Source organism: Pseudomonas sp. MYb118 (assembly GCF_040947875.1).
Lineage (GTDB): Bacteria > Pseudomonadota > Gammaproteobacteria > Pseudomonadales > Pseudomonadaceae > Aquipseudomonas.
In genome coordinates, this window is sequence record NZ_JBFRXN010000003.1 from 362,494 (window position 1) to 387,252 (window position 24,759).

The following is a 24,759-nucleotide window of genomic DNA, read 5'->3' on the forward strand; positions in this document are numbered from 1 at the left end:
CGAAACGCAACCACACCTCAACGGAGCCTACCCATGAAAAACGCCGTGCAACTATTCCAGGACTACCTGGACCTGATCCAGACTCCCCGCGCCGCCGCCGCGCTATTCGCCGCCGACGGCGCCCTGGAAATTCCCTACCTGCAATCCCTGAACATCCCGCACCGCGCCGAGGGCCCGCAACAGATCGAGCAGTTCATCGTCTCGCTGCTGACCAAGGTGCCGGACTTCAAGTTCCGCCGCATCCGCTTTTTGATCGACACCCCCGACCAGGCCTTCGCCGAATACGACGTCGAGGCCCTGGTGCCTGCCACCGGGCGCATCTATCGCCAGTCCTATGCGGGCCGGCTGGTGGCGAAGGACGGCAAGATCCAGTTGTTACGCGAGTCGATGGACACCGTTGCCGCGATGCGTGCTTTTGCCGCCGAAGATTCGGTTTAAGGTCATGCGCTTGTGACGGCCATGCCGCACCCGCGACGGTTGGCCGTCAATCGCTTTGAACACCTGCCATGCGCCGCCACCTAATCCTTTACAGTCTCTGGAGGATAGGAAAATGTCGGAAGCAACCAGCTACTTCTCGATTGCCCTCGCGGTAATCATCTTGCTTGTCGATCTGTGGGCCATCGTCAGCGTGTTTCGCAGCGACAAGGCCGTGGGCGTCAAAGCCGCCTGGGCCATTGGCCTGATTGTCTTTCCCGTACTGGGCCTGATCGTGTGGGGTGTCGCCGGACCGCGGGGCATCAAGGAAGGGCCAACGTCCCCGGAACACAGTAAAGGCTAAGCCGGAGGACGACTGTTTTGCCGAGAATTCTCACTTCCCAGGTCAGCGATACGGAGCTGTCTGCCCGAGATGCCCAGATGTTCGGTTCACCCAAACAGCGCCTGGATTTCTATCGCCGGGAGATCCAGTACGAGACCAGCATCCTGTCCAACCGCACCAACGCCTACCTCACGGCGCAATCGTTTCTAGTGATTGCGTTTGCGTCGTGCATGGCCAACGTCAATCCCGAATGGGGCAAGTTGTTCACGCTGGTGGTGCCACCGTTCCTGGCGTTGTTGGGCATACTCAGCTCACTCAATGCGTGGCCGGGTATCCGAGCGTCGTATGACATCATTGACCACTGGTACTACAAGCAAAGCGAGCTGTTGCGCGCCGAGCCCGTGATGGGGTTGGCGTATGACGATTCACCGCTGTTCAGCGAGCGCGAGTCCAGCCACAAGGGCTATCGCAAAGCGTTGCTGTTTTCGGTGCGCACGCCTTGGCTGTTCGCGGCGTTCTGGGTGCTGCTGACGATCTGGTCGGTGTACATACAGGTCAGCAATCCTGGGGCGTAGGCGTTATGCGTTTTTCTTGAGTCCGCGCAGGTTCATCAGGAACAGGCAGATCTGCAGGACGATCAGCGCGTAGGCGTTCGCCGGAATACCCCAGATAATCCAAAGCGCGTTGCTCAAACTGAAACAGACGAACCCGATCATGCGCCGGCGCGGTTGCCGGGAGCCGATCAGCCAGGCGGCGAGCACCGTGACGAGCATTGCCGGCCATTGCACCCAGTCCAGATTGTCCAAACAGCTTTCCTCATGTCGTTTACAGGTTTATCCGGCTGGCGAGCTGCCTGTGCTAAGCCTCACTCGCTCCTGGAATACCGTATCGGGGCGGGTATAGGGTTATGACGAATGCCGCCCGAGATTGGTTCGACTGGATCTGCGCGGGCAAAAAAAGGCGAGATATCCCGTGTGTGTATCCCGCCCGAACCTGAAAAGCGGCTAGGTATTCAAGACAAGCGTGCCATCGCTCTCCGGCAGCGGAATCTGGCCGCCACCTGGCGTCAGGATGACCTTGCGGCATTCCTCTTCCTTCTTGTCGAAGATCCGGTAGCCCTCGGCGGCCTGTTCCAGTGCCAGGCGGTGGCTGATGATGACGTCCGGGGCGAGCCGGCCGGTCTCGATGTGCTCAAGCAGCTCCGGCAGGTAGCGCTGAACATGGGTCTGTCCCATTTTGAATGTCAGGCCTTTATCGAAAGCATCGCCAAATAGGAAGCCGTGGATGAACCCCGAGTACACACCGGGCACACTCACCACACCGCCGCGCCTGACCGCCGCTATGCATTGGCGCAGGGCCTTGCCACTGCTGCCTTCGAGCTTGAGGGTGGCGAGTACGGTCTCGGTGGTGCTGCCCTTGGCTTCGAAGCCAACGGCGTCGATGACGCCATCGACACCCCGCATGCCTTTGGTCTGCTGGATGATGGTGTCTGCCGGGTCGTCATCCTCATCGAAATTGATCGGGATCACGCCATAGGTCTTTTGCGCATAGGCAAGTCGATAAGGATGGTGGTCGACCATGAAAATCTGCTCGACCCCGAGCATCCTGGCGCAGGCCGCGCTCAACAAACCCACCGGGCCGGCACCGTAGATCGCCAGGCTAGAGCCGCTGCCGACCGCCGCATTGTTCACCGCCTGGAAAGCGGTGGGCAGAATGTCGGAAAGAAACAGCACCTTCTCGTCCGAGAGCGTACCCGGCACCTTGAAAGGCCCGGTGTTTGCCTTTGGTACACGGACGTATTCCGCTTGCCCGCCCGGAATGCCGCCATACAGGTGGCTGAAACCGAACAGGGCGGCTCCTGGCGGGATGGATTTCTTGTTGAGAATGGCGCCGCGCCCGGTGTTGGTGGTTTCACAGGCGGCGAACTGGTCCAGTTGGCAGAAGAAGCAACTGCCGCAGGCGATCACGAAGGGAATCACCACCCGGTCGCCCGGTTGCACGGCGGTCACGCCGGAGCCTGCTTCTTCAACGATGCCCATGAACTCATGGCCGAAAATGTCACCGTGTTCGGTCTTCGGGATCTTGCCTCGATACAAGTGCAGATCGGAGCCACAGATCGCAGTGGCAGTGACCCGCAGGAGGATGTCGTCATCGTTCTCGATCACGGGATCGGGAACGTTGTCGACCTTGACGCTGTGGGCGCCGTGATAGGTGAGTGCTCGCATGGCCGGTCTCTCTCGTGAGTGGGGTGGTAAAGGGGAGAGGCGGGAAGCTGTGGTGAAGTTCAGAGTGATCCGCAGGTGGTGTGACTGGTGGTCGTTCTCCATCCCCTACCTGTAGGAGCGGGCTTGCCCGCGATCGCGGTGTATCAGTTACAGCCATTTGGATGACACACCGCAATCGCGGGCAAGCCCGCTCCTACAGGGGGAATGCAGCAGACTCGGGATTTTTGAATCATCAGGCACTGCTGGGTTTCCACACCGACCTCTAGTGCGGCGCGACGACCTGCCGCTGTTCGCCGCGTGGCTCAGCGGCAAGATTCATCCCGTCGAGGATTGACTGACCCAGTACTTGTGCAACGCCCCCGAAGGGCCTTGCACGGGGTCGATGGTCGGAAACGGCAGTGACTGGAGGGCCTGCAACTGCGCTTCGGTCGGTGCTTCACGGCGGATATCCGGATGCTGGCCGGGCGGGTAGGCACCCACCACCAGGAAGTCTTCGCTGGCATTCAGACTGCAATGCCCCGTGCCTGCCGGCAGCAACAAGACGTCGCCTGCACTGACCTGAAGGATTTCCCCGTGCGGGCCGCCAATCATCAAGCGTGCCTCACCACTGAAGACGCCAAGCACTTCATGGCCCTGGGTGTGGTAATGGTGATAGTTGAAAATGTCGGCGCGCCACTGTGGCGGCCACCCGTTGCGGGCAAATGTCTGCTCGAACGCTGTCGCTGGATCTTCGCCCTGAATGGCAATCGCCTTTGGATAAATCAATACCGGCAGACGCCCATTGTTGGGTACCCAGTCATGTCGCTCCAGCAGCAACGCATGGACTGATCCGGGGCCTGAGTTGGTCATGGGAGTTCTCCTGCAAGAAAAAGGGCCCGGTCAGCGACCAGGCCCCGTGAGGGATTACGCCGCCATATGGCTGGCGGCCCACTCTTTTTTACAACTGTTTTTCATGCTTTCCATTTGTTCGCCCAGCTCATCGAGTTTGGCTTTGCCGAGCAGCTTTTTGGCCTGGGGAAACATCTCGGTTTCCTCTTCCTCGATGTGGTGCTCCAGCAGCTCCTTGACCACCTTCACCCGGCCGGCGAATTCAGGTGTGCCAGGGTCGGTCTGCTTCAGGTCTGGCAGCACCAGCGAATCGACGGTGCGATGTTCTTCCTTGGCTTCGAAATACATGACGTCCTGTTCCTTGCTGCCCGCCGCCTTGAACGCGGGGTAGAGGATTTCCTCTTCCAGGCGGGTATGGATGGAGATTTCCATCTCCAGCTTGTCCAGCAGCTCGGCGCGTTTTTTGGTGGCTCGCTCGGTGGACTCACTCAACTGGCTCAGAATGGTTTTCACTTTTTCGTGGTCAGCTTTTAGAAGATCAATGGCGTTCATTTTGGCTGCCTCTGGTTATATGGGTTCATGGCTAATGCACCGTGGTGTGCTCGGTAAAGGTCGCATTTAACGTGCCATGGTCAGGTCGTTGGCTAATGTCATGAAAATCAGTGGCTTGAGTCGAGCGGGTGAGGCCGGCGGGATTGCAGTCTGCAAGAACTGCCCTGGGCCACATTGCAGATCACCAAGGTCATCCACTCAATATCCAGGCGAACTTCGCCAAACGCCGGACTGTCCAGACCCTTACACGCATCGGTGAGAAGCGAGGACGACATGACAACGACCGTAGGAGATTTTCTGGTTGAAAGGCTCAGCCAGTGGGGTGTGACACGTATCTTTGGTTACCCGGGGGATGGCATCAATGGCGTGTTTGGCGCCCTGAGCAGGGCCCAGGGCAAGATCGAGTTCGTCCAGGCGCGACACGAAGAGATGGCCGCCTTCATGGCCTCGGCACACGCGAAGTTCACCGGTGAGCTGGGGGTGTGCATCGCCACTTCAGGCCCCGGCGCCTCGCACCTGATTACCGGGCTATACGATGCGCGGATGGATCACATGCCGGTGCTGGCGATTGTCGGTCAGCAGGCCCGTGCTGCGTTGGGCGGGCACTATCAGCAGGAGCTGGATTTGCTGTCGATGTTCAAGGATGTGGCCGGTGCCTTCGTGCAGCAGGCCTCGGCGCCGGCACAAGTGCGGCATCTGATCGACCGGGCGGTGCGCACGGCCATCGGTGAGCGACGGGTGACCGCGATCATCCTGCCCAACGACTTGCAGGACATCGAATACGAGCCGCCGGGCAGGGCGCACGGCACGGTGCATTCCGGGGTGGGTTACACCAAACCGAAGGTCGTGCCCTATGAGGCGGACCTGCAACGCGCTGCCGATGTGCTGAATGCCGGCGAGAAGGTGGCGATCCTGGTGGGGGCGGGGGCCTTGCAGGCAACCGACCAGGTCATCGCCGTGGCGGAAAAACTCGGTGCCGGTGTCGCCAAGGCCCTGCTGGGCAAGGCGGCGTTGCCGGACGAGTTGCCGTGGGTCACCGGCAGCATCGGCTTGCTCGGCACCGAACCCAGCTACAAGCTGATGACCGAGTGCGACACCTTGCTGATGATCGGCTCGGGGTTCCCGTACTCCGAGTTCCTGCCCAAGGAAGGGCAGGCGCGCGGCGTGCAGATTGATTTGCAACCCGACATGCTCAGCCTGCGTTATCCCATGGAGGTCAACCTGGTGGGCGATGCGGGCGAAACGCTCTCGGCGTTGTTGCCGTTGCTGGAGCACAAGACCTCGCGCCGCTGGCGCAAGAAGGTCGAAGGCTGGCGCGGCACCTGGGAGAAAACCCTGGAGAAGCGCGCCATGGTCAAGGCCGACCCGATCAATCCGCAGCGGGTGGTGTTCGAACTGTCGCCACGCCTGCCGGAATTGTCGATCATCACCAGCGATTCCGGCTCCTGCGCCAACTGGTTCGCCCGCGACTTGAAAGTGCGGCGCGGCATGAAGTGTTCGTTGTCCGGTGGCCTGGCGTCGATGGGCGCTGCGGTGCCCTATGCGATTGCCGCCAAGTTCGCCTTCCCGCAACGCCCGGTGATCGCTCTGGTGGGGGATGGCGCGATGCAGATGAGCAACATGGCCGAGCTGATTACCGTGGCCAAGTATTGGCAGCAATGGGACAACCCCAAGTGGATCTGCGCGGTGTTCAACAACGAAGACCTCAACCAGGTCACCTGGGAGCAACGGGTGATGGAAGGGGACCCCAAGTTCGAAGCCTCGCAGTCCATTCCTGACGTGCCGTATCACCTGTTCGCCATTTCCATCGGCTTGAAGGGCATCTTTGTCGAGCGCGAAGAGGACGTGGCCGCTGCATGGGATGAAGCGTTGGCCTCGGACGTGCCGGTGCTGATCGAATTCAAGACCGACCCGAACGTGCCACCGCTGCCGCCGCACATCAAACTCGAACAGGCCAAAAAAATCGCCAGCACCTTGCTCAAGGGCGACCCGGACCAAGCTGGCATCGTGGTGCAAACAGCCAAGCAGGTGCTGGGTGCGGTGCTGCCTCGCAAGAAGTAAGCCCTAAGCTGCAATATCGCCTGAAACGACGCCCTTGTAGGAGCGAGCATGCTCGCGATGGTCGCCAACGATAACGCGGGCTGCCTGGAGACCCGCGGTGGCTGATCCACCATCGCGAGCATGCTCGCTCCTACAGTTGACCGCGTTCCCTGTGGGAGCGAGCCTGCTCGCGATGGTGCCCAGGCACCCCCACATCAAGCAGAACTTACACGGATGTCTCCCTGTCAATTGCATTGCCGGCCATCCGGCGCCGACAACAACAATAAAAAAGGTGATCACGATGAACTGTCTAATCTGCGTAGGCGTCGCCGAACGCATTCTCTGTTCGGGCCCCTGGGAAGAGCGGGACTGCCCCGAGTGCGGGCGCTATCGGGTGTCGGACGAACTTATCCTGGCCTTGATCGACCAAGGTCAGATATTCGATGTGAGCAAAACCCGGCGCTGGCTCGATGACCAACGCACGGCAGGCTGCACGCCGTCGATTGAAGTGCACGAAGCCTTGCTGGTGCCATAGGCCACCAACCGCTTCCCCAAATGCCGTCGCAAGCTAAGGCGTGAACTGCTCGTTCAACCACGCCTTGAGCGCCTGCGTCGCCGCTGAAGTGAACCGCGCCGACGGCCGGATAAAGTAAATACCACCCCGTTCGCCCAACTCCCACTCGGGCAACACTCGAACCAGATCACCATCGCGCAAGGCATCAGCGAACAACCAGTCACCGGCGCCCAGCACCCCAACACCGGCACACGCAGCGCTGAGCAGGGCTTCGCTGTCATTGGAAGTCAATGAACCCTGGGCGCGGATGGACACCTGTTCTTGCCCGTCGGTCAGGTGCCAGATGGGATGCGAGGCGAGCCCGGAGAAACCCAGGCAGTTGTGCGCCGACAGATCATCGGGTGAGCCCGGCCAACCCTGTCGTTCCAGGTAGGACGGTGCGGCGCACAGGATACGCCGGTAATCGCCCAGGCGCTGGGCGACCAAGCGGCTGTCCTGCAACTCACCGATGCGGATGGCCGCGTCGAAACCTTCAGCGATCACGTCGACAAAACGTTCGCTGTACTCGACCTCAAGCTCCAACTCTGGATGAGCCAACAGAAAGGCAGGCAGGCGCGGCGCCAGCCAGCGCCGGCCCATCGCCCCCGGCACCGCCAAACGCAGGCGTCCGCGTACCTCGGCGGCGCCCATCGACGCTTCCTGCTCGGCCTCGGCGATCCATTCGCTGGCCTGGCGCAAGCGCGACACCAGGCGCTGTCCGGCGTCGGTCAGGCGCACATGGCGGGTGCTGCGCTCAATCAGCCGCACGCCCAGGCGCATCTCCATGGCACTGATGCGCCTGGAAATCACCGTGGCGTGACGTTGCAGCAGACGCGCTGCGGCAACAAAGGAGCCTTGGGATTCGAGGGCGAGCAGGGCGGCCATTTCGTCGGCGTGTTGGCTATCCAGGGTCATGGGGCTTCCAGATCAATCGGGGATCAGCAGGATCGTACCTCGGGATCGGCCGGATTCCAGTTCTTCGTGCGCCTTGGCCGCGTCATGCAGTGGATAGGTCTTCCAGATCTGCGGCTGGATGATGCCTTGTTGCAGCGCCGCAAGCACCTCCTGCGCGCGCATCTGGTATTCCTCGGTGGTGGCCGTGTGGGCGGCGAGGGATGGCCGGGTCAGGAACAGCGAGCCCTTGGCATTGAGCAGGCCGACCTCAACCGCGGCAGGGGCACCCGACGATGCGCCGAACGACACCATCATCCCCCGCGGGCGCAGGCAATCCAGCGAGGCGGCAAAACTCAACCGGCCAATCGGGTCGTAGACCACATCGACTTTGCGGCCGCCGGTGAACTCGCTGACCTGCTGCGCCAGGCGTTGCGGGTCGAACACCAGCACCTCGTCGCAGCCAGCGGCGCGTGCCTTGTCAATGCTGCCGGCGCGGGACACCACACCAATCACACACGCGCCCAGGTGCTTGGCCCAGCGCGCCATGATATCGCCGACACCGCCGGCCACACCGTACAACAGCACCGTGCTGCCGGGCCCGACCGGGTAGGTGGACTTCAACAGGTAATGTGCGGTAATGCCCTTGAACAAGGTGGCGGCGGCCGCCTCGAAACTCACCTCGTCCGGCAGGTGCACCAAACGATGGGCCGGCATCAGGCGCCCGCTGGCATAACCACCCAACGGGCCGGTGGCGTAGGCAACGCGATCACCGGGGGCAAAATCCTGGACGTCGCTGCCCACCGCCGTGACGACACCGGCCCCCTCAAGCCCGAGCCCCGAGGGCAACGGCACGGCCACTGCGCCGTTACGCTGGGTCACGTCGAGAAAATTGACGCCGATGGCTTTCTGTTCCACCCAGACTTCGCCCGCGCCGGGACGGGCGGGCGTGAGCGGATGCACTTCGATGACGTCGGCCGCGCCGGCCGACTGGATGCGGATCACGGAACCCATGGTGTTCACCTTCATGTGTGGATGTCGGTGAACCTTACGGGTTATCGCAGGATAGATAATCGGGGTTTGGCGCAGGTCACTGCTGCATGGGGTGCAGCAGTCCTGTCAGCCGATCACCATCGACTTGGCTTCGAGGAAGGCTTGCAGCCCGTACAGGCCGTTCTCCCGGCCAATGCCGGACTGCTTGAAGCCGCCAAACGGCGCGAGGGGGTCGATGGCGCTGCGGTTGATCAGCACGCCACCGGCTTGCAGTTGCAGGGCGATCTTTTGCGCACGAGCGACGTTCGCCGAGAACACGTAGGCCTGTAGCCCGTAGACCGAGTCGTTGGCCATCGCCACGGCCTCGTCGTCCGTTTCGTAGGTGAGGATCGACAGCACCGGGCCGAAGATTTCTTCCCGGGCGATAGTCATGTCGTTGCGCACCTGGGCGAACACGGTCAGCTTGACGTAGTAACCGCGGTCCAGGCCCTCGGGGCGTCCTTCGCCACCGGCAATCAAAGTGGCGCCTTGTTCGAGGCCCAGGCGGATGTAGCGCTGGATGCGTTCATATTGATCTTGGCTGGCCAGCGGGCCGATGGCGGTGGCCGGGTCATGGGGATCACCGACTTGCAACGTGGCCACGTGCGCGCGCACCCGCAGCAGCACTTCCTCAAGACGCTGGCGTGGCACCAGCAGGCGGGTGCCGGCGATGCACGCCTGGCCGTTGTTCATGAAGGCGGCCGCCACGGCCTGCGGGATGACCGTGGCGAGGTCGGCGTCGTCGAGCACGATGCTTGCCGATTTGCCGGTCAGGCCCAGGCTCACACGCTTCATCGTGTCCACGGCTGCGCGGGCGATCAGCTTGCCGGTCTGGGTCGAGCCGGTGAAGGAGATCTTCGCCACGTCGGCGCTGGTGCTCAATTCATCACCGACGTCCTCGCCACGTCCGAGCAGGATATTGAAGAACCCGTCGGGCAGGCCGGCGGCGTGCAGCGCCTGGGCGGTCACTTCGGTTTGCCAGGGGCTCAGTTCGCTCGGCTTGATCACCGAGGCGCAACCGGCGCCCAGGGCTGAGGCCAGTTTGTTGCAGATGGTGCCGGCGACGCTGTTCCACGGCACGATCAGCGCCGAGACACCAACTGGCACCTGGTGCACCACGCCGTCGCCCAGGCGTTGGGTGAAGTCGTAGGTCGTGAGGATATCGGCGGTGCGGGCGAAGCACTGCGAGGCGTACTGGCTGACCCACTGCGCACGGGAAACCGGGCCGCCGTATTCCTCGATGGAGACGTCGCGAATGTCATCGGCGCGGGCGAGCAGGGCGGCTTGCAGTGCCCTGAGCATGTCGATGCGTTCGGCTTTAGTGGTTTGCCCGAGCGACGGTTGGGCACGCTTGGCTGCGGCGATGGCGGCCTTGGCGTCGTCGCGGTTGGCCAGGGTGGTCGTGCCGATGACCTGCTCGGTCGCCGGGTTGATGCTGTGTATCAGCGTTTCCCCGTGTACGGGGACGAAACGGCCATTGATGTAAGCCTGGTTGAACTGGCGCATGACACGCTCCTCAAGATTAGCCCGAAGGGGTTGAGTGCCAGTTTAGGGCTGAGCTATTGTCTGGACTATACAGGCAAAGCCGCATGAACCATTTGGAAAATCAGGACAATGCACAAAAGCGGACTCACCGATTTGCACGTGGTGCTGGCCGTGGCTAGGCGCCAGAGCTTTCGCGCCGCCGCCGTGGAACTGGAAATGTCCACCTCGGCGGTGAGCAGCGCGGTGGCAGGGCTGGAAGCGCGCCTGGGCTCGCGGTTGTTCCATCGCACCACCCGCAGCGTGGCGTTGACCGATGCCGGCCGCCAGTTCGTCGAGCAGATCGCCCCGGCGGTCAAGCAGATCGAAGAAGCCATGACCACGGTCAGTGACCAGCGCCTGGTACCGTCGGGCAGTTTGCGCATCAACAGTTCACTGGGGGCGGCGTTGATGGGCTGGCAGCCGTTCATGGCCGAGTTTTCCAGGCGCTATCCGCAGGTGACGCTGGACATCGTCACCGAAGGCGAGCTGGTGGACATCATCGCCGAGGGTTTCGATGCCGGGCTGCGGCCCGCACACCTGGTGCCCAAGGACATGATTCGCGTGCCGCTCACCGAGGCGGTGCCGATGGTCATCGTCGGTTCGGCAGACTACTTCGCCCAGCACACCCGGCCCAAGCGCATCAGCGACCTGACTAGCCACGCCTGCATCCGCGCCCGCCTGCCCAATGGCACGCCGTCGCCCTGGCAATTGAAGTCCAGGGGCAAGACGGTGACGGTGGATGTGCCGGGCACGCTGGTGCTGGATGCGCCGCTGATGATGCGCCAGGCGGCGCTGTCATCGCTGGGTTTGGCGCAACTGGCGCGCTGGTATGTGGCGGACGATCTCGACAGCGGCGCGTTGGTTGCCGTGCTCGAGGATTGCGCAATGCAAACGCCTGGGCTGTGCCTGTATTACTCAGGGCATCGCCATGTGCCGGCGGCGTTGCGGGCGTTTGTTGAGTTGATTCAGGAAATGCGGGGTAAATGACCTGCTGGAAGCCCGCGGTGTTTGGACTTCCATCGCGAGCAGGCTCGCTCCCACAGTGGGCGGCGGTGTGCCGAGATCTTGCGGTGCACACAAAACCCTGTGGGAGCGGGCTTGCTCGCGAAGGTTGTTAACGATGACGCGGGCTGTCTGGATGTCCGCGGTGCCTGGGCCATCATTCGCGAGCAAGCCCGCTCCCACAGGGGAATGCGGTGTGCCGAGATGTTGCGGTGCACACATAACTCTGTGGGAGCGAGCCTGCTCGCGATGGTCGTCAACGATGACATGGGCTATCTGAACACCCGCCCAGAAGGATCAGAAATCGTACCGCGTGCTGAGCATCACGTTCCGTGGATCGCCGTAGTAGCCACTGTAGAACGTAGTATCCAGCGCGCTCAGGTATTTCTTGTCGAACACGTTGTTGACGTTGAGCGTGGCCGAAAGCTGGTCGGTCAGTTGATAGCGGGCCATCAGGTCGAAGACCGCGTAATCGTCCTGTTTGGCCTTGACCGTGCCCGGCAGCCCGGCCGGGGTGGCGGTGAAGTGGATGCCGCTTTGCCAGTTCATGCCACCGCCCACGGTCAGGCGATTGAGTTCGCCGGGCAGGCGGTAGGTGTTCCACAGTTTGACCGTGGTGGCCGGGCTGACGGTGTTGACCCGTTCGCCATCGGCGTCCTTGGTGATGCTGTGGTTGTAGCTGGCGCTGAGATTCCAGTCGGGCAGCACTTCACCGTTGAGCTCCATCTCGAAGCCCTTGGTCGTCGCCCCGTTCACCGCGCGGTAGGCGGCTGTGGTGGTGCCGGGGATCACTTGGCCGGGGTCGACTTCGGCGAGGTTGTCCTGCTTGATCACGAACGCCGCGACGCTGGTGTTCAGGCGCCCACCCAAATATTCGCTCTTGATACCGACTTCGTAGTTGTCGCCTTCGCGGGGTTTCAACGTCGCTCCATCGCGGTCGCGCACGCTCTGCGGCTTGAAGATGTTGGTGTAGCTGGCATACACCGAGTGGACGTCATTGAGGTCGTAGACCACGCCGGCATAGGGCGTGACGACCCCGGTTTCCTTGTACGTGGTGACGCGGTTCAGCGCCGGGGTGACCACGTAGCTCAGGTCGTAGGTGTAGTCGTAGTCGCTGGCCCGTGCGCCGAGGATCACCGAAAGATCATCGGTGGGGCGCAGGCGGGTGGCGAAGTAGGTGCCGCGCTGGTAGATGGTGGTGTCGCCGTCGTACAGCTTGCCCAGCGAAGTGTTGGCGCCGGCGGTGTAGTTGTCCCAGGTGTAGATGTTGACCGCACGGCCTTCGACGGCGGTGCCGCGTAGCGGGCTGTGGCGGTTTTCGTACTTGGAATAGTTGTAGCCGACGATCGCCTCGTGACGGCGGCCGAACAGTTCGAACGGGCCCTGTGCCTGCACATCGACGCCGGTCTGTTTCTGCCAGGTGCTGCCGGCGCCGCCATACAGACGAACCCCTGCGCCGGTGGTCTTGTCGGGGAAGCCCCAGCTGGCGGTGGCCAGTTCGTAGTCGCTGCGGTCGATGTACATCTGGTTCAGCGAGGCCTTCAACGTCCAGTCATGGGCGAGTTTCTGTTCCAGGCTGACGAAACTGTTGAGGGTGTTCTGCTCGTTGGAACTCCAGCGTGCCGCGCTGTTAGTGGAACGCGAGAAATCGGTCTGCTGGCCATTGCTGTAGAACAACGGGAAGGCCACGGAGGAGGAGGCCTCGGGTTTGTTCTTCTGATAATCAGCGCCGACGGTCAGCAGGGTGCTGTCGCTCAGGTCAGCCTCGAGAATGCCGTAGTAGACCTCGCGCTCCTGATGATAGTGATCCATGAAACTGTCGTTCTGCTGATAGGCGATCACCGTGCGCCCGCGAACATTGCCGGTGGGCGTCAACGGACCGGACAGGTCAACCTCGCCACGGTACTTGTTCCACGAGCCCAGCCCGCCGCTGATGTGGCCCTGGAACTGTTCGGTGGGGCGCTTGCGCACCATGTTGATGGTGGCCGAGGGGTCGCCTGTACCGGTCATCAAGCCGGTGGCGCCGCGCAGTACTTCGACACGGTCATAGATCGCCATGTCGGCCAGGCTCTGTGCCGAGACCTGGCTGACGATGTCCAGCGTGGTGGGAATGCCGTCGAACTGGAAGTTGTCGACCGAGTAGCCACGCGAGTAGATGTTGAAGCGCTCGCTGCCCAGGTTCTGCACCGTGATGCCGGGTGTCTGTTCGAGCACTTCGGGAAGGCTGGCGAGGTTCTGGTCGTCCATGCGCTGGCGGGTCATGACACTGACCGACTGCGGCGTTTCACGCAGCGGCAGGTTCATTTTCGTCGCGGTGTTGGTGCTGCCGGTGGTGTACGAACCGGTGCCCTCGGTGGTGGTGCCGAGCGCCGCGCCGTTGATGTTGGTGGCACCCAGTTCAAGCACGTCATCGCTGCCCCGTGGTGCCAGCAGGTAGTCGCCGGACGCGCTCTGCATCACCTTCAAGCCGCTGCCGTCGAGGATTTTCGCGAACCCCTGTTCCAGCGTGTAGCTGCCCTGCAACCCCTGGCTCTGCTTGCCGCTGGTGAGGCCGGCCTCGAAGGACAGCACCACGCCGGACTCGTTGGCGAAGCGGCCAATGACCGTGCCCAGCGGACCTGGCTGGATGGCGTACTGACGCACGACGGATTGCGCCAGGGCCTGGCTGCTGGAACTCAGCAGCGGTTGGACAAGGCCGACTTGCAACGCCAGGGTCGTGCCGAGAATGGCCATGGCCAGCGGTTTGCGCGAATGGGGCAGGGAGCGGGAGGGGCGACGCATGAAGACTCCTTCGAATGCAATGAGGCTGTTTGCAGAAGGAGTCGCGTGAGCAGCTGCAAATCGACAACGGTAATGAGAATATTTTTCGAAAAGGTGTTCCCGACCCATCAGGCGCGTGGTTTGACCGTGATCCAGTAGCGTGTCCGCGACTGAATCTGTACGGGAAGTGCCTGGCTGATCGCCGCCAGCGCACGGTCGGTGTCGTCCAGCGGGAACGCCCCGGACAGACGCAAGCCGGCAACCTCTGGCGAGCATTGGATGAAGCCCGGTCGGTAGCGTTGCAATTCACTCAGCGCGTGGTCCAGGCGCCAGTCGTCGATCACCAGGCGGCCATTGCGCCAGGCGTCCTGATCGGGGCCGAGCGGTTGTGGTGTCAGAGGACCATCGCTGAAGTCCAGGCGGTTGCCGGCCTGCACCACAAGCTCATCGCCAGCGGACCGGTTGCGTACCGCGACGGCGTGCTCGAAGACGTTGAGTTCGGTATGGGCGTCGTACTGCCTGACGCTGAAGCGAGTACCCAGTGCACGCATCTCGCCCTGGGCGCTGCGCACCTTGAGCGGGCGTGGGTCCTTGGCGGTCTGCACCCAGATTTCCCCGGCACGCAGGATGATCAGGCGCTGGCCGGCGTCGTAGCGGATGTCCACGGCGCTGGCGGTGTTGAGGGTGATCAGGGTGCCGTCGTCGAGGTTCAGACTGCGGCGTTCGCCTGTGCGGGTGCGCAGGTCGGCCATCCACACCGGCGCCTCCCGGTAGCCGGACCACGCCAGCCCACAGGCGCCGGCCCCGAGCACCAGGCCCTTGAGCAGCGTGCGCCGGTCCAGGCGCGGTTCGCCGGTCAGCAGCGCCTGGCGAGCCAGTGGGCCGGACAGACCCTGGAGTTCGGCCTGGAACATTTCCAGGCGCTGCCAGGCCCATTGGTGCAGGGCGTCCTGTTGATGCCAGGCCTGCCATTGCCCACGCGTGCTTTCACAGCCTGGCGCGGCGCCCAGGCGGGCGTGCCACTGTGCGGCGTCGCGCAGGGCCGAACGTTGCCCGGCGGCGTTCATGCCTGCGCGTCCAGGGCGAACAACAGGCAGTGCTCAGTCGCCTTGGCCACGTACTTGGTCACCGAACTGACCGATACCCCGAGGCGCTCGGCGATCTCGATGTAGCCCATGCCGTCGAGCTGCGCGAACAGGAATGCCTGGCGCACCTTGTAGCCGAGCCCGTCGAGCATGGCATCGAGTTGCAGCAGGGTTTCCAGCATCAGCAGTTGCTGCTCGGGGGAGCAGGCGAGCAATTCCGGCTCCTGGGCCAGCGCGTCGAGGTAGGCCTGTTCGACACTGCGCCGGCGCAGGTGGTCGATCATCACGCGCTTGGCCACGGTGGCGAGGAAATGTCGCGGTTCACGCAGGGGATGGGCGAGGGTGCCGGACAGAAGACGGACGAAGGTGTCGTGGGAAATGTCCGCAGCCTTGTCCCGGTCGGCCAGCCGCTTGCGCAACCAGCCGGTGAGCCAACCGCAGTGATCGCGGTAGAGGCTGTCCACCTGCTGATGCAACGGCGAAGGCGGCAGAATGGCGGACATCACGGACTCCCTGTCGGCTTGTTTGAGGATAAGAATTAATCGCAATTGTATTCAGCGGCGGGCCATTTGGGAATAGCCCCCTGTAGGAGCGGGCTTGCCCGCGATGGTCGTTAACGATGAGGCGAGGTGCCTGGATGCCCGTGGTGCCTGGGCCACCATCGCGAGCAGGCTCGCTCCCACAGTAGACCGCGATCCCCTGTGGGAGCGGGCTTGCTCGCGATGGTCGTTAACGATGACGTAGACGGTCTGGATGCCCGCGGTGCCTGGGCTTGCATCGCGAGCAAGCTCGCTCCTACAGGGATTGCGGCATGCCGAAATTTTGCGGTGTGCGAGCAACACTGTGGGAGCGAGCCTGCTCGCGATGGTCGTTAACGATGACGTGGGCTGTCTGGATGCCCGCGGTGTCTGGGCTTGCATCGCGAGCAAGCTCGCTCCTACAGGGATTGCGGCATGCCGAGATTTCGCGGTGCACACCTAACCCTGTGGGAGCGGGCTTGCCCGCGATGGTTGTTAACGATGACGTAGACGGTCTGGACGCCCGCGGTGTCTGGGGTTCCATCGCGAGCAAGCCCGCTCCCACAGATGACCGCAAATCATGGACCAATCACGCACCCCACGGCCCAATTGCGCAGCCATTTCCCGACTGAACAAAACTGTCATATTCGCGATCACTTCAATGCACATAGTCAGCGGCCCAACGCTTAATAAGAGGCTGCACCGTGTTTCAACGTCTTGTGTGTTCGCTGTCCGTCCTGAGCCTGTCCATCGCCGCTGCCCACGCGGCCGATTCCGTCGAGCTCGATACGCCGATCCTGCAAAGCATCGACAACTTCCGCGATATCGCCGGCACTACCAACGCGTATTCCACGGCCCATGACGGCACGATGCGCAGCGGCGTGTTCTACCGTTCCAACGCGATCACGCCGTCGGCGGCGGACCTGGCCACGCTCAACAGCCTGGGCATTGCTGCGATCTACGACCTGCGCACCGCCAGTGAAATCGCCGCCGCTCCCGACACCATGCTCACCGGCGCCACCTGGCAAAACATCGACATCATCGGCAGCACCAGTTCCGGGGCGAACATCAGCAACCTGTCGCTGACCAGCGCCGCCGACGCCATTGCCATGATGGAGCAGACCAACCGCGCCTTTGTCAGCGACGCCGGCATGCGCAGCCAGTTCGGCCTGCTGTTCAATGAGCTGGCGAGCGTGGACGGCGCGCAGCTGTTCCACTGCACTGCCGGCAAGGACCGCACCGGCTGGACCGCCGCCGTGTTGCTGAGCATCGCTGGCGTGGACAGCGCCACCATCATGGAAAACTACCTGGCGACCAACGACTACACGGCCGCGCGGGTGGCCGCCACCCTGCAGGCGATGCCCGCGTCGATGGCCGCCATCTATGCGCCGCTGCTGGGCGTCCAGGCTAGCTACCTGCAAGCCGGTCTCGATGAGATCACCGCCGAGTACGGCAGCATGGATAACTACCTCAAGCAGGGTCTGGGCCTGTCGCAAGCGACCATCTACGTGCTGCGCGGCAAGATGGTCGAGTACAACAGCCTGCCGGGCCAGGCCGGGCTGATCGGCAACGCCGCTGCCGGTGCGCAGTTGCTGCAACAACTACAGAACACCCGCCTGTCGGGTACCTACAGCGCCTACAACTACTACCTGCAATCGGCCGTCGACGCCGGCACCCTGGGCGGTGTCGAATCGCAAGTCGGCGGCCAGGTCCACGCGGACGCCGCCAGCTACCTGCTGCGTCAGAACGCGATGATCGAACAGGCCGCCGCGCCGTTCGCCAGCGGCACCGACCTGAACGTCGGCCAATACCGCCTGTGGACCACCGCGCTCGCCAGTTATCTGGGCACCGACGGCTCGGCCCACGCGCAAAGCAGCAACGAACACAGCCAGGGCCTGATGATCGGCATCACCCAGCGCTTCTCCGAGCAGCTCAGCGCTCGCGGTGGCTTTGGTTACAGCAAGGGCAGCGTCGGCGGCGCAGGGGGCGAAGCCGACACCGACTTCACCTTTTTCAACGGCGGTGCCCGCTACGGCTTCACCAGCCTGGAGCGCGGGCTGTTTGTCGACGCCAATGCCAGCGTTGGCTACGTGGACTACGACAGCAAGCGCGAACTCGGTGGCGGCCTCGGCACCGCCAAGGGCGACACCGATGGCAACCTGACCGGTGCGACTTTGGCGCTGGGCTATCGCGCACCGGTCGATGGCATGATCCTCGAGCCGAGCCTTGGCGTGCGGGTCAGCCACCTTGATCTCAAGGGCTACACGGAGAAGGGCAGCGAACTGGCCCTGGATGTGGACGACAACCAGCAAACCCGGCGCAGCGCCGTGGCTAACCTGGACGTGGCCTTCGCGCCTGTGGCCATGGGCGCCTGGCAACTGGTCCCCGGCGTGCAGGCCGGCTACGAGCGCACCCTGGGTGATAATCAGGTCGACAGCGAAGGACACCTGCTGGGCCTGGACATCGAGCAACGCGCGGCTTTCGATAATCGCGACCAGTTCTACGCCGGTGCCAACCTCAAGGCCAGCCTCGGCGCCCTGACCGTGGGTGCGCAAGTCGGCGCCAGCGGTGGGGGCGACAGCCACGGTTTCAACGGTGGGCTCAAGGCCAGTTACGCGTTCTAAGTCAAACAGGATACCGGCCACCGAATGGTGGCCGGTTCGCTATCGGTGGGCTTTCACGTCCGCCGGGCTGATCCCGTAGGCATTCTGAAAGTACTGGCAGAACCGCCCGACGTTGCTGAAACCAAAGCGCAGCGCCACGTCCGTCACCGAACCCGAGAACCGCTGCGCCAACGCCTCATGCGCCCGTTGCAGACGCACCTGGCGTTGATACGCAACGATCGACATGCCGACAAACCGCCGGAACCCTTCCTGCAATGCGCGCTGGCTGACATTGCTCAATCGCGCCAGCTCCACACCACTGACCAATTGCTCGGGATGTGCCTGGATGAACTCGACCGCGAGCTTCACATGCCGGGGCGCAACCATCGGCGCCGGTCGGCGCAGGGCCTCGGTGAAGTTGTGCGGCCAGGCCTCCAGCACCGCGTCGATCAACATCTCGCGCAGCCTTGAGGGCATCAACGTGCCGCTGTTGATCAAAAGGTCGAACTCGCTGCCCGTGGCCAGCTCGATCAACGCCTTGATGCCTTGGAAGGCTGGGGTGTTCAGGTCCACCCGCGGCTCGAAGACGATGCGTTCATGGATCGGCCGGTCGAGCAGGGCCGACAAGCGCTCGATCAACTGGCGCCGGTTGATCGAGATGCCGTGATGGGCATGGTCATCGAGAAAGCGCGTGGAGCGGATGTCCGCCTTGTCGATGGCCAGGCCGATGTGCGACTCGCCGACCGATTCGGTGACGTGGTTGAAGACGATCTTGCCCGCCGTGGGAATGACGAAGGTGATCTCGTCCTGCGGCGTGGGAAAGGCCACGGTGAAATCGCCGTGGTAATGCATACGCCGGAAACTCACGCCTTCGTGCCGCCCGTAGACGCCGCCGATGAGGATGTTCGAGCCAAAGGCCGGGGTGTCGGAGTAGAGGTTGCCGAACAGGCTGGAAAACAGCGCGCCAAAGTCGTCGGCGAGCAGGTTATCGGAACGCAGGATGATCTTCTGGCGGGTTGTGGCGGGATACACCTTGGATGGCACCTTGGGTTGGGGGCTCTTGGGAGTCGCGGGCGAACGCTAGCAACCGGCAATGACAGGCGTATGACGGATGGGAAAGAAGCTGAACCCCTCGTTGTTCTTGCGCAATCCAATCGAATACTTGCCTGATCCTATGAACATGCAGGGTGATAGATAGGAAAGCCGATGGTCCAAGGCTACAGTCTGGCTATCAGGAGTCCGTCACCATGAGCCATGTCAGTCCCCGCCAGGCATCGTCGCTGGCCTCGAACATCGACCCGCGTGTCAGTCAGGCGGGGGACTTTGCGACGTCGATTCCCGGGCTGTCGCTGTTTCGTCGCGACCAGCCGGTGGAGCCGGCCGTGTGCATGGTCGAGCCGAGTCTGATTCTGGTGGCCCGTGGCGAGAAGCGTTTGTGGGTAGGCGGTGAGGGATATCGCTACGACAGCGCAGGCTTTCTGATCACCTCTCTGGATCTGCCGGCCAATTCCGAGGTGATGGCCGCCAGTACCGGGGAGCCCTGTGTCGGGCTGGTGCTGAAACTGGATGTGCCGATGCTTGCGGAGGTCATCGCCAAGGGCGGCATGCCGGCAACCCGTAGCCGTACGATCGACAAGGGCGTCGGCTTCGGCACCATGACTGCGGCGTTGGAAGAGGCGCTCAATCGCCTGCTGACGCTGCTCGATGAGCCGGAGGCGATCCCGGTGCTCGCGCCGTTGATCCTGCGCGAAGTTCATTACCGCTTGCTGCGCAGCGATCAGGCCGCCCGTTTGCGCCAGATTACCGCCGTGGATGGCCAGGGTTATCGGATTGCCAAGGCCATCGACTGGCTCAAGCTCAACTACAGCATTCCTTTACGGATCGACGAATTGGCGGCCCGGGTGCAAATGAGTCCGCCGACCTTTCACCATCATTTTCGTCAACTCACGGCCATGAGTCCTCTGCAATATCAGAAATGGCTGCGCCTGAACGAGGCCCGGCGATTAATGCTCAGCGAGCGCCTGGATGTATCGCGGGCGGCCTTTGCCGTGGGCTACGAGAGCCCGTCGCAGTTCAGCCGTGAATATGGCCGGATGTTCGGCAGTGCCCCCAGAAATGACATTGCCACTCTGCGCGGCCAACCAGAAACCTTGTAGGAGCGAGCTTGCTCGCGATAGGGCCGTCAATTCCTGCAACAAGATTGCCTGACACACCACAATCGCGAGCATGCTCGCTCCTACAGGAACGGGGCGCAGCCCAAAAAATATAACTAGTCACACCAACCGATGATCAGCGGGTGAACCATGGAACTACGAATCAACCAGAAGACTTATCAGGTCGACGCCGACGCCGATACGCCCCTGCTGTGGGTGATTCGCGATGACCTGGGCATGACCGGCACCAAATATGGCTGCGGGCTGGCGCAGTGCGGGGCGTGTTCCGTGCTGGTGGACGGCAATGTGGTGCGCTCCTGCGTGACACCGGTGGCCGGTGTGGTCGGTCGCGAGGTGACCACCATCGAGGCCATTGAGGCCGATGAGGTGGGCAAGCGCGTGGTCGCCACCTGGGTCGAGCATCAAGTGGCCCAATGCGGTTACTGCCAGTCCGGGCAGGTCATGGCCGCCACGGCGCTGCTGAAGAACAACCCGACGCCGAACGACGCACAGATCGAAGCGGCGATGGTCAACCTGTGCCGGTGTGGTACCTACAACGCGATTCAGGCCGCGGTCCATGACCTGGCCGGCCAGCCTGCGAAGAAGGGGGTGGCCTGATGAACGCGCCTTTTGAACCGCTGGACACCCACGCCGTTTTGTCGCTGACCGACCCGGTCAACGTGTCCCGCCGCCGCTTCCTCGCCGGCACCGCCGTCGGCGCGCTGGTGCTCGGCTTCGGCATCCCACTGGGTGTCAACCGGGTGCAGGCCGCTGCCGGCACCGCAGCAGAGCGCGGCACACAAGTGCCGGCGTTCCTGGAAATCCGCCCGGATAATACGGTGCGCCTGCTGAGCCCCTTCATGGAAGGCGGGCAGGGCACGCACACCGCCATGGCGCAGATCGTCGGCGAAGAACTGGACGCCGACCCTTCGACCTTCCTGGTCGAGGCCGCGCCGCCGGGCGAAGCCTATGTGGTCATGGAAAACGGCTTGCGCATCACCGGCGGCAGCATGTCGGTGCGCATGAGCTACCCGACCATGCGTCGCCTGGGCGCGCTGGCCCGGGCCATGATGTTGCAGGCCGGCGCCGAGAAACTCGGCGTACCGGTGGGCGAGCTGTCCACCGAGCCTGGCAAGGTGGTGCACGCCGCCTCTGGCCGTAGCCTCACGTACGGCGAGTTGGCCGAACGTGCCATGGACTTGCCGGTGCCGGACCCGGCCAGCATACAACTGCGTGATCCCAGCCAGTTCCGCTGGATCGGCAAGCCGGTCAAGCGCGTCGATGCCTATGACAAGTCCACCGGCAAGGCGCTCTATAGCATCGACCTGAAAGTCGACGACATGCTGCACGCCGCCGTGCAGCACGCGCCGCGCCTGGGCATGACGGTGGGCAACCTGCGCAACGAAGAGCAGGTCAAGGCCATGAAAGGCGTGCATTCGGTGCATCGCCTGCCCGGTGCTGTCGCGGTGGTGGCTGAACGCTGGTGGCACGCCAAGCGTGCGGTGGAAGCGATCCAGGTCGACTGGTTGGAGCCGGGCGCGGATTCCAAGGTGCGCTCGGTGCCGGCGGACTTTTCCAGCGATGAATACGTCAAGCGCCTGGCCGCCGAGAAGGGCCCGGCCCGCGACAGCGAGAATGAGGGCGACGTGGCCGGTGCGTTGGCCAAGGCCAAGAGCACGCTGGAGGCGACCTACCACAACCAGTACCTCAACCACGCGCAGTTGGAGCCGCCTTCGGCGCTGGCCCGCTTCAATGCGGACGGCTCCCTGGAAGTCTGGCTGCCCAACCAGGCGCCCGACATGTTCCGCGCCGACATCGCCAAGCGCACCGGCCTCGACCCTGCGCGGATCACCTTGCATTCGCCGTTGCTGGGCGGCTTTTTCGGTCGGCATTTCCTTTACGACTCGGCCAACCCGTACCCGCAGGCGATCGAGTTGGCCAAGGCGGTCGGCCGCCCGGTCAAGCTGATCTGGAGCCGCGAAGAGGAGTTCGTCCGTGATGCGCTGCGGCCCGTCGCGGCGGTCAATTTCCGCGCTGCGTTGGATGCCGACGGCCTGCCCGTGGCCATCGAAGCGATCAGCGCTACCGAAGGCCCGACCGAAGCCCTGGCGGGCAAGCAGGGCGAGAAAAACGACCCGACGGCCCTCGAAGGCCTGGCTGGAAAGTCGTACGCGATCCCCAACAAACGCATCGCGCAGATCTACGTCAAGGGCCCGATGATGCTCGGCTACTGGCGTTCGGTGGGCAACTCGCTCAACGATTTCTTCTACGAAGCGTTCCTCGATGAAATCGCCGACAAGGGTGGCAAGGACCCGTTCGAGCTGCGTCTGCACCTGCTGCGTGACAACCAGCGCCTGACCACGCTGCTCAACGCCGTGGGCGAGTTGTCCGGTGGCTGGAAACGCGGTCCGTTCACCGCCGAGGACGGCAGCAAGCGTGCCCGTGGCGTGGCCATGGCGTCGCCGTTCGGCACGCAGACGGCGGTGATCGCCGAGGTGTCGATCGAGCACGGCCAGGTCAAGGTGCATGACATCTGGCAGGCGATCGACCCGGGCAGCATCGTCAACCCGGCCATCGTCGAAGCCCAGGTCAGTGGCGCGGTTGCGTTGGGCCTGTCGCAGACGCTGGTGGAGGAGGCGGTGTACGTCGACGGCAAGCCGCGGGCGCGCAACTACGACCTGTATCCGATCCTGCCGCCGTCACGGATGGCTCGGGTGCATGTGCGGGTGGTGGAGAGCGGGGAAAAAATGGGTGGCATCGGTGAACCGCCGCTGCCGGCCGTGGCGCCCGCGGTGGCCAATGCCGTGGCCAGGCTGACCGGGCAGCGCATTCGCAGCCTGCCGCTGAGCCGATACACCTTCACCTGAACCGCGTCGGAGCGTCCATGAAAAACCAACGATTGGCAAAAATCGCTGGCGTGTTGGCCGTGCCCTGCGTGGTCGCGGCCGGCCTGCTGGCCTGGTATGTCACCCGCGAGCCGGCCTCACCGCTGGGGCATGAACCGGCCGCGGTCGGAGATATAGACCCGGCCCTGGTCAGCCGTGGCGAGTATGTCGCGCGGCTCAGCGACTGTGTGGCCTGCCACAGTGTACCCGGTGGTGCGCCGTTCGCCGGCGGCCTGGAAATGGCCACGCCGCTGGGCAACATCCACGCCACCAACGTCACTCCGGATCGCGAGACCGGCATCGGCGACTACAGCCTCGCCGACTTCGACCGCGCGTTGCGCCACGGCGTCGCGCCAGGTGGCCGGCGGCTGTACCCGGCCATGCCATACCCGTCTTACGCCAAGCTCAGCGACGATGACGTGCGTGCGCTGTATGCGTTCTTCATGAAAGGCGTGGTGCCGGTCAAGCAGGCGAATATCCCCAGTGACATTCCCTGGCCGCTGAACATGCGCTGGCCGATTGCCTTGTGGAACGGCGTCTTCACTGACGCCGCACCCTATGCGCAAAAGGCCGCGCAGGACCCGCTGTGGAACCGCGGCGCCTACATCGTCCAGGGCGCCGGCCACTGCGGCAGTTGCCACACGCCGCGTGGGCTGGCGTTCAACGAAAAGGCCCTGGATGAATCCGGTACGCCGTTCCTCGCAGGCGCCTTGCTCGATGGCTGGTACGCGCCGAGCCTGCGCAACGACCACAACACCGGGCTCGGGCGCTGGAACGAGGCGGAAATCGTGCAGTTCCTCAAGACCGGTCGCAACAAACATGCGGTGGTCTTCGGGTCGATGACCGAGGCGTTCAACAACTCCACGCAGTTCATGAGCGATAACGACCTGGCGGCGATTGCGCGTTACCTCAAATCGTTGCCCGGCGACCCGCAGCGCGACGGTACGCCGTGGCAATACCAGCCGGTGGCCGCCGCCACGCTCGACACGCCGGGAGCCCACACCTACGCGACCCGCTGCGCGTCCTGTCACGGTGCCGATGGCAAGGGCCAGCCCGAGTGGATGCCGCCGCTGGCCGGTGCCACGTCCGCCTTGGCCAAGGAAAGCGCGTCGGCGATCAACATCACCCTCAACGGCTCGCAGCGCGTGGTCGCTGCCGGTGTCCCGGACGCCTACCGCATGCCAGCGTTCCGCGAGCAGTTGTCGGACCAGCAGATTGCCGAAGTCCTGACGTTCATGCGCAGCACCTGGGGCAACCAGGCGGGGGCGGTGGATGCACAGGCGGTCGGCAAGCTGCGCGAGCACACCGACCCGGCCAGTGCAACGCCGATCATCCTGCAGATGCGCTAAGG

The 24,759-nt window shown here is 63.4% G+C and carries 22 protein-coding genes; 11 read left to right on the forward strand and 11 right to left on the reverse strand.

Annotated features, from left to right (window positions below):
- The first annotated feature begins 33 nt into the window (after positions 1 to 33).
- The 3 genes from ABVN20_RS23055 to ABVN20_RS23065 all read left to right on the forward strand — a co-directional run bounded on the left by ABVN20_RS23055 (position 34) and on the right by ABVN20_RS23065 (position 1,332).
- A complete protein-coding gene (locus ABVN20_RS23055) occupies positions 34 to 438 on the forward strand; it encodes a nuclear transport factor 2 family protein (protein WP_368558052.1) in 405 nt (134 codons plus the stop codon).
- A gap of 112 nt (positions 439 to 550) precedes the next feature.
- Positions 551 to 778, forward strand: coding sequence for a PLD nuclease N-terminal domain-containing protein (locus ABVN20_RS23060; protein WP_368558053.1), 228 nt, complete (start codon positions 551 to 553; stop codon positions 776 to 778).
- 17 nt (positions 779 to 795) lie between these two features.
- The gene (locus tag ABVN20_RS23065) at positions 796 to 1,332 is read left to right on the forward strand and encodes a hypothetical protein (RefSeq protein WP_368558054.1); all 537 of its coding nucleotides are present in this window, start codon (positions 796 to 798) and stop codon (positions 1,330 to 1,332) included.
- Between the two features lie 3 nt (positions 1,333 to 1,335).
- Here the strand turns inward: ABVN20_RS23065 and ABVN20_RS23070 are convergent, their stop codons facing one another.
- The 4 genes from ABVN20_RS23070 to ABVN20_RS23085 all read right to left on the reverse strand — a co-directional run bounded on the left by ABVN20_RS23070 (position 1,336) and on the right by ABVN20_RS23085 (position 4,362).
- Positions 1,336 to 1,563, reverse strand: a complete 228-nt coding sequence (locus ABVN20_RS23070) for a hypothetical protein (RefSeq protein ID WP_368558055.1) — start codon at positions 1,561 to 1,563, stop codon at positions 1,336 to 1,338.
- A 198-nt stretch (positions 1,564 to 1,761) separates the two neighbouring features.
- Positions 1,762 to 2,982, reverse strand: coding sequence for a zinc-dependent alcohol dehydrogenase (locus tag ABVN20_RS23075; RefSeq protein WP_368558056.1), 1,221 nt, complete (start codon positions 2,980 to 2,982; stop codon positions 1,762 to 1,764).
- 315 nt (positions 2,983 to 3,297) lie between these two features.
- Positions 3,298 to 3,831 carry a cupin domain-containing protein gene (locus ABVN20_RS23080; protein WP_368558057.1) on the reverse strand — a complete coding sequence of 178 codons (534 nt, stop codon included), beginning with the start codon at positions 3,829 to 3,831 and terminating at the stop codon, positions 3,298 to 3,300.
- Between the two features lie 54 nt (positions 3,832 to 3,885).
- Positions 3,886 to 4,362 (reverse strand): hemerythrin domain-containing protein, encoded by a 477-nt coding sequence (locus ABVN20_RS23085; protein ID WP_368558058.1) that lies wholly within the window; start codon positions 4,360 to 4,362, stop codon positions 3,886 to 3,888.
- Positions 4,363 to 4,635: 273 nt separating this feature from the next.
- Between ABVN20_RS23085 and ABVN20_RS23090 the strand changes: the two genes are divergently transcribed.
- Together ABVN20_RS23090 and ABVN20_RS23095 are read left to right on the forward strand one after the other, a co-directional pair.
- Positions 4,636 to 6,423, forward strand: a complete 1,788-nt coding sequence (locus ABVN20_RS23090) for a thiamine pyrophosphate-requiring protein (RefSeq protein ID WP_368558059.1) — start codon at positions 4,636 to 4,638, stop codon at positions 6,421 to 6,423.
- 280 nt (positions 6,424 to 6,703) lie between these two features.
- Positions 6,704 to 6,937, forward strand: coding sequence for a hypothetical protein (locus ABVN20_RS23095; RefSeq protein ID WP_368558060.1), 234 nt, complete (start codon positions 6,704 to 6,706; stop codon positions 6,935 to 6,937).
- 33 nt (positions 6,938 to 6,970) lie between these two features.
- On the opposite strand, the gene ABVN20_RS23100 is transcribed toward ABVN20_RS23095, so the two are convergent.
- The 3 genes from ABVN20_RS23100 to ABVN20_RS23110 form a co-directional block, all read right to left on the reverse strand.
- Positions 6,971 to 7,870: a LysR family transcriptional regulator gene (locus tag ABVN20_RS23100; RefSeq protein WP_368558061.1), complete on the reverse strand. Its 900-nt coding sequence runs from the start codon at positions 7,868 to 7,870 to the stop codon at positions 6,971 to 6,973.
- A gap of 12 nt (positions 7,871 to 7,882) precedes the next feature.
- Positions 7,883 to 8,860, reverse strand: coding sequence for a quinone oxidoreductase (locus tag ABVN20_RS23105; RefSeq protein WP_368558063.1), 978 nt, complete (start codon positions 8,858 to 8,860; stop codon positions 7,883 to 7,885).
- Between the two features lie 105 nt (positions 8,861 to 8,965).
- Positions 8,966 to 10,384, reverse strand: coding sequence for an aldehyde dehydrogenase family protein (locus tag ABVN20_RS23110; RefSeq protein WP_368558064.1), 1,419 nt, complete (start codon positions 10,382 to 10,384; stop codon positions 8,966 to 8,968).
- 108 nt (positions 10,385 to 10,492) lie between these two features.
- On the opposite strand from ABVN20_RS23110, the gene ABVN20_RS23115 reads away from it, so the two are divergent.
- Positions 10,493 to 11,389 (forward strand): LysR family transcriptional regulator, encoded by an 897-nt coding sequence (locus tag ABVN20_RS23115; protein WP_368558065.1) that lies wholly within the window; start codon positions 10,493 to 10,495, stop codon positions 11,387 to 11,389.
- Between the two features lie 312 nt (positions 11,390 to 11,701).
- On the opposite strand, the gene ABVN20_RS23120 is transcribed toward ABVN20_RS23115, so the two are convergent.
- From ABVN20_RS23120 to ABVN20_RS23130, 3 genes are all read right to left on the reverse strand, one after another.
- The gene (locus ABVN20_RS23120) at positions 11,702 to 14,185 is read right to left on the reverse strand and encodes a TonB-dependent siderophore receptor (RefSeq protein WP_368558066.1); all 2,484 of its coding nucleotides are present in this window, start codon (positions 14,183 to 14,185) and stop codon (positions 11,702 to 11,704) included.
- Positions 14,186 to 14,292: 107 nt separating this feature from the next.
- Positions 14,293 to 15,231, reverse strand: coding sequence for a FecR domain-containing protein (locus tag ABVN20_RS23125; RefSeq protein WP_368558067.1), 939 nt, complete (start codon positions 15,229 to 15,231; stop codon positions 14,293 to 14,295).
- On the reverse strand, positions 15,228 to 15,752 hold the full coding sequence (locus ABVN20_RS23130; RefSeq protein ID WP_368558068.1) for a sigma-70 family RNA polymerase sigma factor: 525 nt from the start codon (positions 15,750 to 15,752) through the stop codon (positions 15,228 to 15,230). The genes ABVN20_RS23125 and ABVN20_RS23130 overlap by 4 nt, the downstream gene beginning before the upstream one ends.
- A gap of 719 nt (positions 15,753 to 16,471) precedes the next feature.
- On the opposite strand from ABVN20_RS23130, the gene ABVN20_RS23135 reads away from it, so the two are divergent.
- Entirely contained in the window at positions 16,472 to 18,391 is a 1,920-nt protein-coding gene (locus ABVN20_RS23135; protein ID WP_368558069.1) for a tyrosine-protein phosphatase, read from the forward strand.
- Positions 18,392 to 18,430: 39 nt separating this feature from the next.
- Here the strand turns inward: ABVN20_RS23135 and ABVN20_RS23140 are convergent, their stop codons facing one another.
- Complete coding sequence (locus ABVN20_RS23140; RefSeq protein ID WP_368558070.1) at positions 18,431 to 19,402, reverse strand: AraC family transcriptional regulator; 972 nt, start codon at positions 19,400 to 19,402, stop codon at positions 18,431 to 18,433.
- A gap of 215 nt (positions 19,403 to 19,617) precedes the next feature.
- Here ABVN20_RS23140 and ABVN20_RS23145 point away from each other — a divergent pair, with 215 nt between their 5' ends.
- From ABVN20_RS23145 to ABVN20_RS23160, 4 genes are all read left to right on the forward strand, one after another.
- Complete coding sequence (locus ABVN20_RS23145; protein ID WP_368558071.1) at positions 19,618 to 20,526, forward strand: AraC family transcriptional regulator N-terminal domain-containing protein; 909 nt, start codon at positions 19,618 to 19,620, stop codon at positions 20,524 to 20,526.
- Between the two features lie 147 nt (positions 20,527 to 20,673).
- Positions 20,674 to 21,141, forward strand: coding sequence for a (2Fe-2S)-binding protein (locus ABVN20_RS23150; protein ID WP_368558072.1), 468 nt, complete (start codon positions 20,674 to 20,676; stop codon positions 21,139 to 21,141).
- On the forward strand, positions 21,141 to 23,390 hold the full coding sequence (locus ABVN20_RS23155) for a molybdopterin cofactor-binding domain-containing protein (RefSeq protein WP_368558073.1): 2,250 nt from the start codon (positions 21,141 to 21,143) through the stop codon (positions 23,388 to 23,390). The genes ABVN20_RS23150 and ABVN20_RS23155 overlap by 1 nt, the downstream gene beginning before the upstream one ends.
- Positions 23,391 to 23,407: 17 nt before the next feature.
- Positions 23,408 to 24,757, forward strand: coding sequence for a cytochrome c (locus ABVN20_RS23160; RefSeq protein ID WP_368558074.1), 1,350 nt, complete (start codon positions 23,408 to 23,410; stop codon positions 24,755 to 24,757).
- The last annotated feature ends 2 nt before the right edge of the window (positions 24,758 to 24,759 follow it).

Bases quoted from the DNA above. Each gene is read 5' to 3' on its own strand.
- ABVN20_RS23055 (WP_368558052.1), top strand. From the start codon at position 34: ATGAAAAACGCCGTGCAACTATTCCAGGACTACCTGGACCTGATCCAG.
- ABVN20_RS23060 (WP_368558053.1), top strand. From the start codon at position 551: ATGTCGGAAGCAACCAGCTACTTCTCGATTGCCCTCGCGGTAATCATC.
- ABVN20_RS23075 (WP_368558056.1), bottom strand. From the start codon at position 2,982: ATGCGAGCACTCACCTATCACGGCGCCCACAGCGTCAAGGTCGACAAC.
- ABVN20_RS23080 (WP_368558057.1), bottom strand. From the start codon at position 3,831: ATGACCAACTCAGGCCCCGGATCAGTCCATGCGTTGCTGCTGGAGCGA.
- ABVN20_RS23085 (WP_368558058.1), bottom strand. From the start codon at position 4,362: ATGAACGCCATTGATCTTCTAAAAGCTGACCACGAAAAAGTGAAAACC.
- ABVN20_RS23090 (WP_368558059.1), top strand. From the start codon at position 4,636: ATGACAACGACCGTAGGAGATTTTCTGGTTGAAAGGCTCAGCCAGTGG.
- ABVN20_RS23095 (WP_368558060.1), top strand. From the start codon at position 6,704: ATGAACTGTCTAATCTGCGTAGGCGTCGCCGAACGCATTCTCTGTTCG.
- ABVN20_RS23100 (WP_368558061.1), bottom strand. From the start codon at position 7,870: ATGACCCTGGATAGCCAACACGCCGACGAAATGGCCGCCCTGCTCGCC.
- ABVN20_RS23105 (WP_368558063.1), bottom strand. From the start codon at position 8,860: ATGGGTTCCGTGATCCGCATCCAGTCGGCCGGCGCGGCCGACGTCATC.
- ABVN20_RS23110 (WP_368558064.1), bottom strand. From the start codon at position 10,384: ATGCGCCAGTTCAACCAGGCTTACATCAATGGCCGTTTCGTCCCCGTA.
- ABVN20_RS23115 (WP_368558065.1), top strand. From the start codon at position 10,493: ATGCACAAAAGCGGACTCACCGATTTGCACGTGGTGCTGGCCGTGGCT.
- ABVN20_RS23120 (WP_368558066.1), bottom strand. From the start codon at position 14,185: ATGCGTCGCCCCTCCCGCTCCCTGCCCCATTCGCGCAAACCGCTGGCC.
- ABVN20_RS23125 (WP_368558067.1), bottom strand. From the start codon at position 15,231: ATGAACGCCGCCGGGCAACGTTCGGCCCTGCGCGACGCCGCACAGTGG.
- ABVN20_RS23130 (WP_368558068.1), bottom strand. From the start codon at position 15,752: ATGTCCGCCATTCTGCCGCCTTCGCCGTTGCATCAGCAGGTGGACAGC.
- ABVN20_RS23145 (WP_368558071.1), top strand. From the start codon at position 19,618: ATGAGCCATGTCAGTCCCCGCCAGGCATCGTCGCTGGCCTCGAACATC.
- ABVN20_RS23150 (WP_368558072.1), top strand. From the start codon at position 20,674: ATGGAACTACGAATCAACCAGAAGACTTATCAGGTCGACGCCGACGCC.
- ABVN20_RS23155 (WP_368558073.1), top strand. From the start codon at position 21,141: ATGAACGCGCCTTTTGAACCGCTGGACACCCACGCCGTTTTGTCGCTG.
- ABVN20_RS23160 (WP_368558074.1), top strand. From the start codon at position 23,408: ATGAAAAACCAACGATTGGCAAAAATCGCTGGCGTGTTGGCCGTGCCC.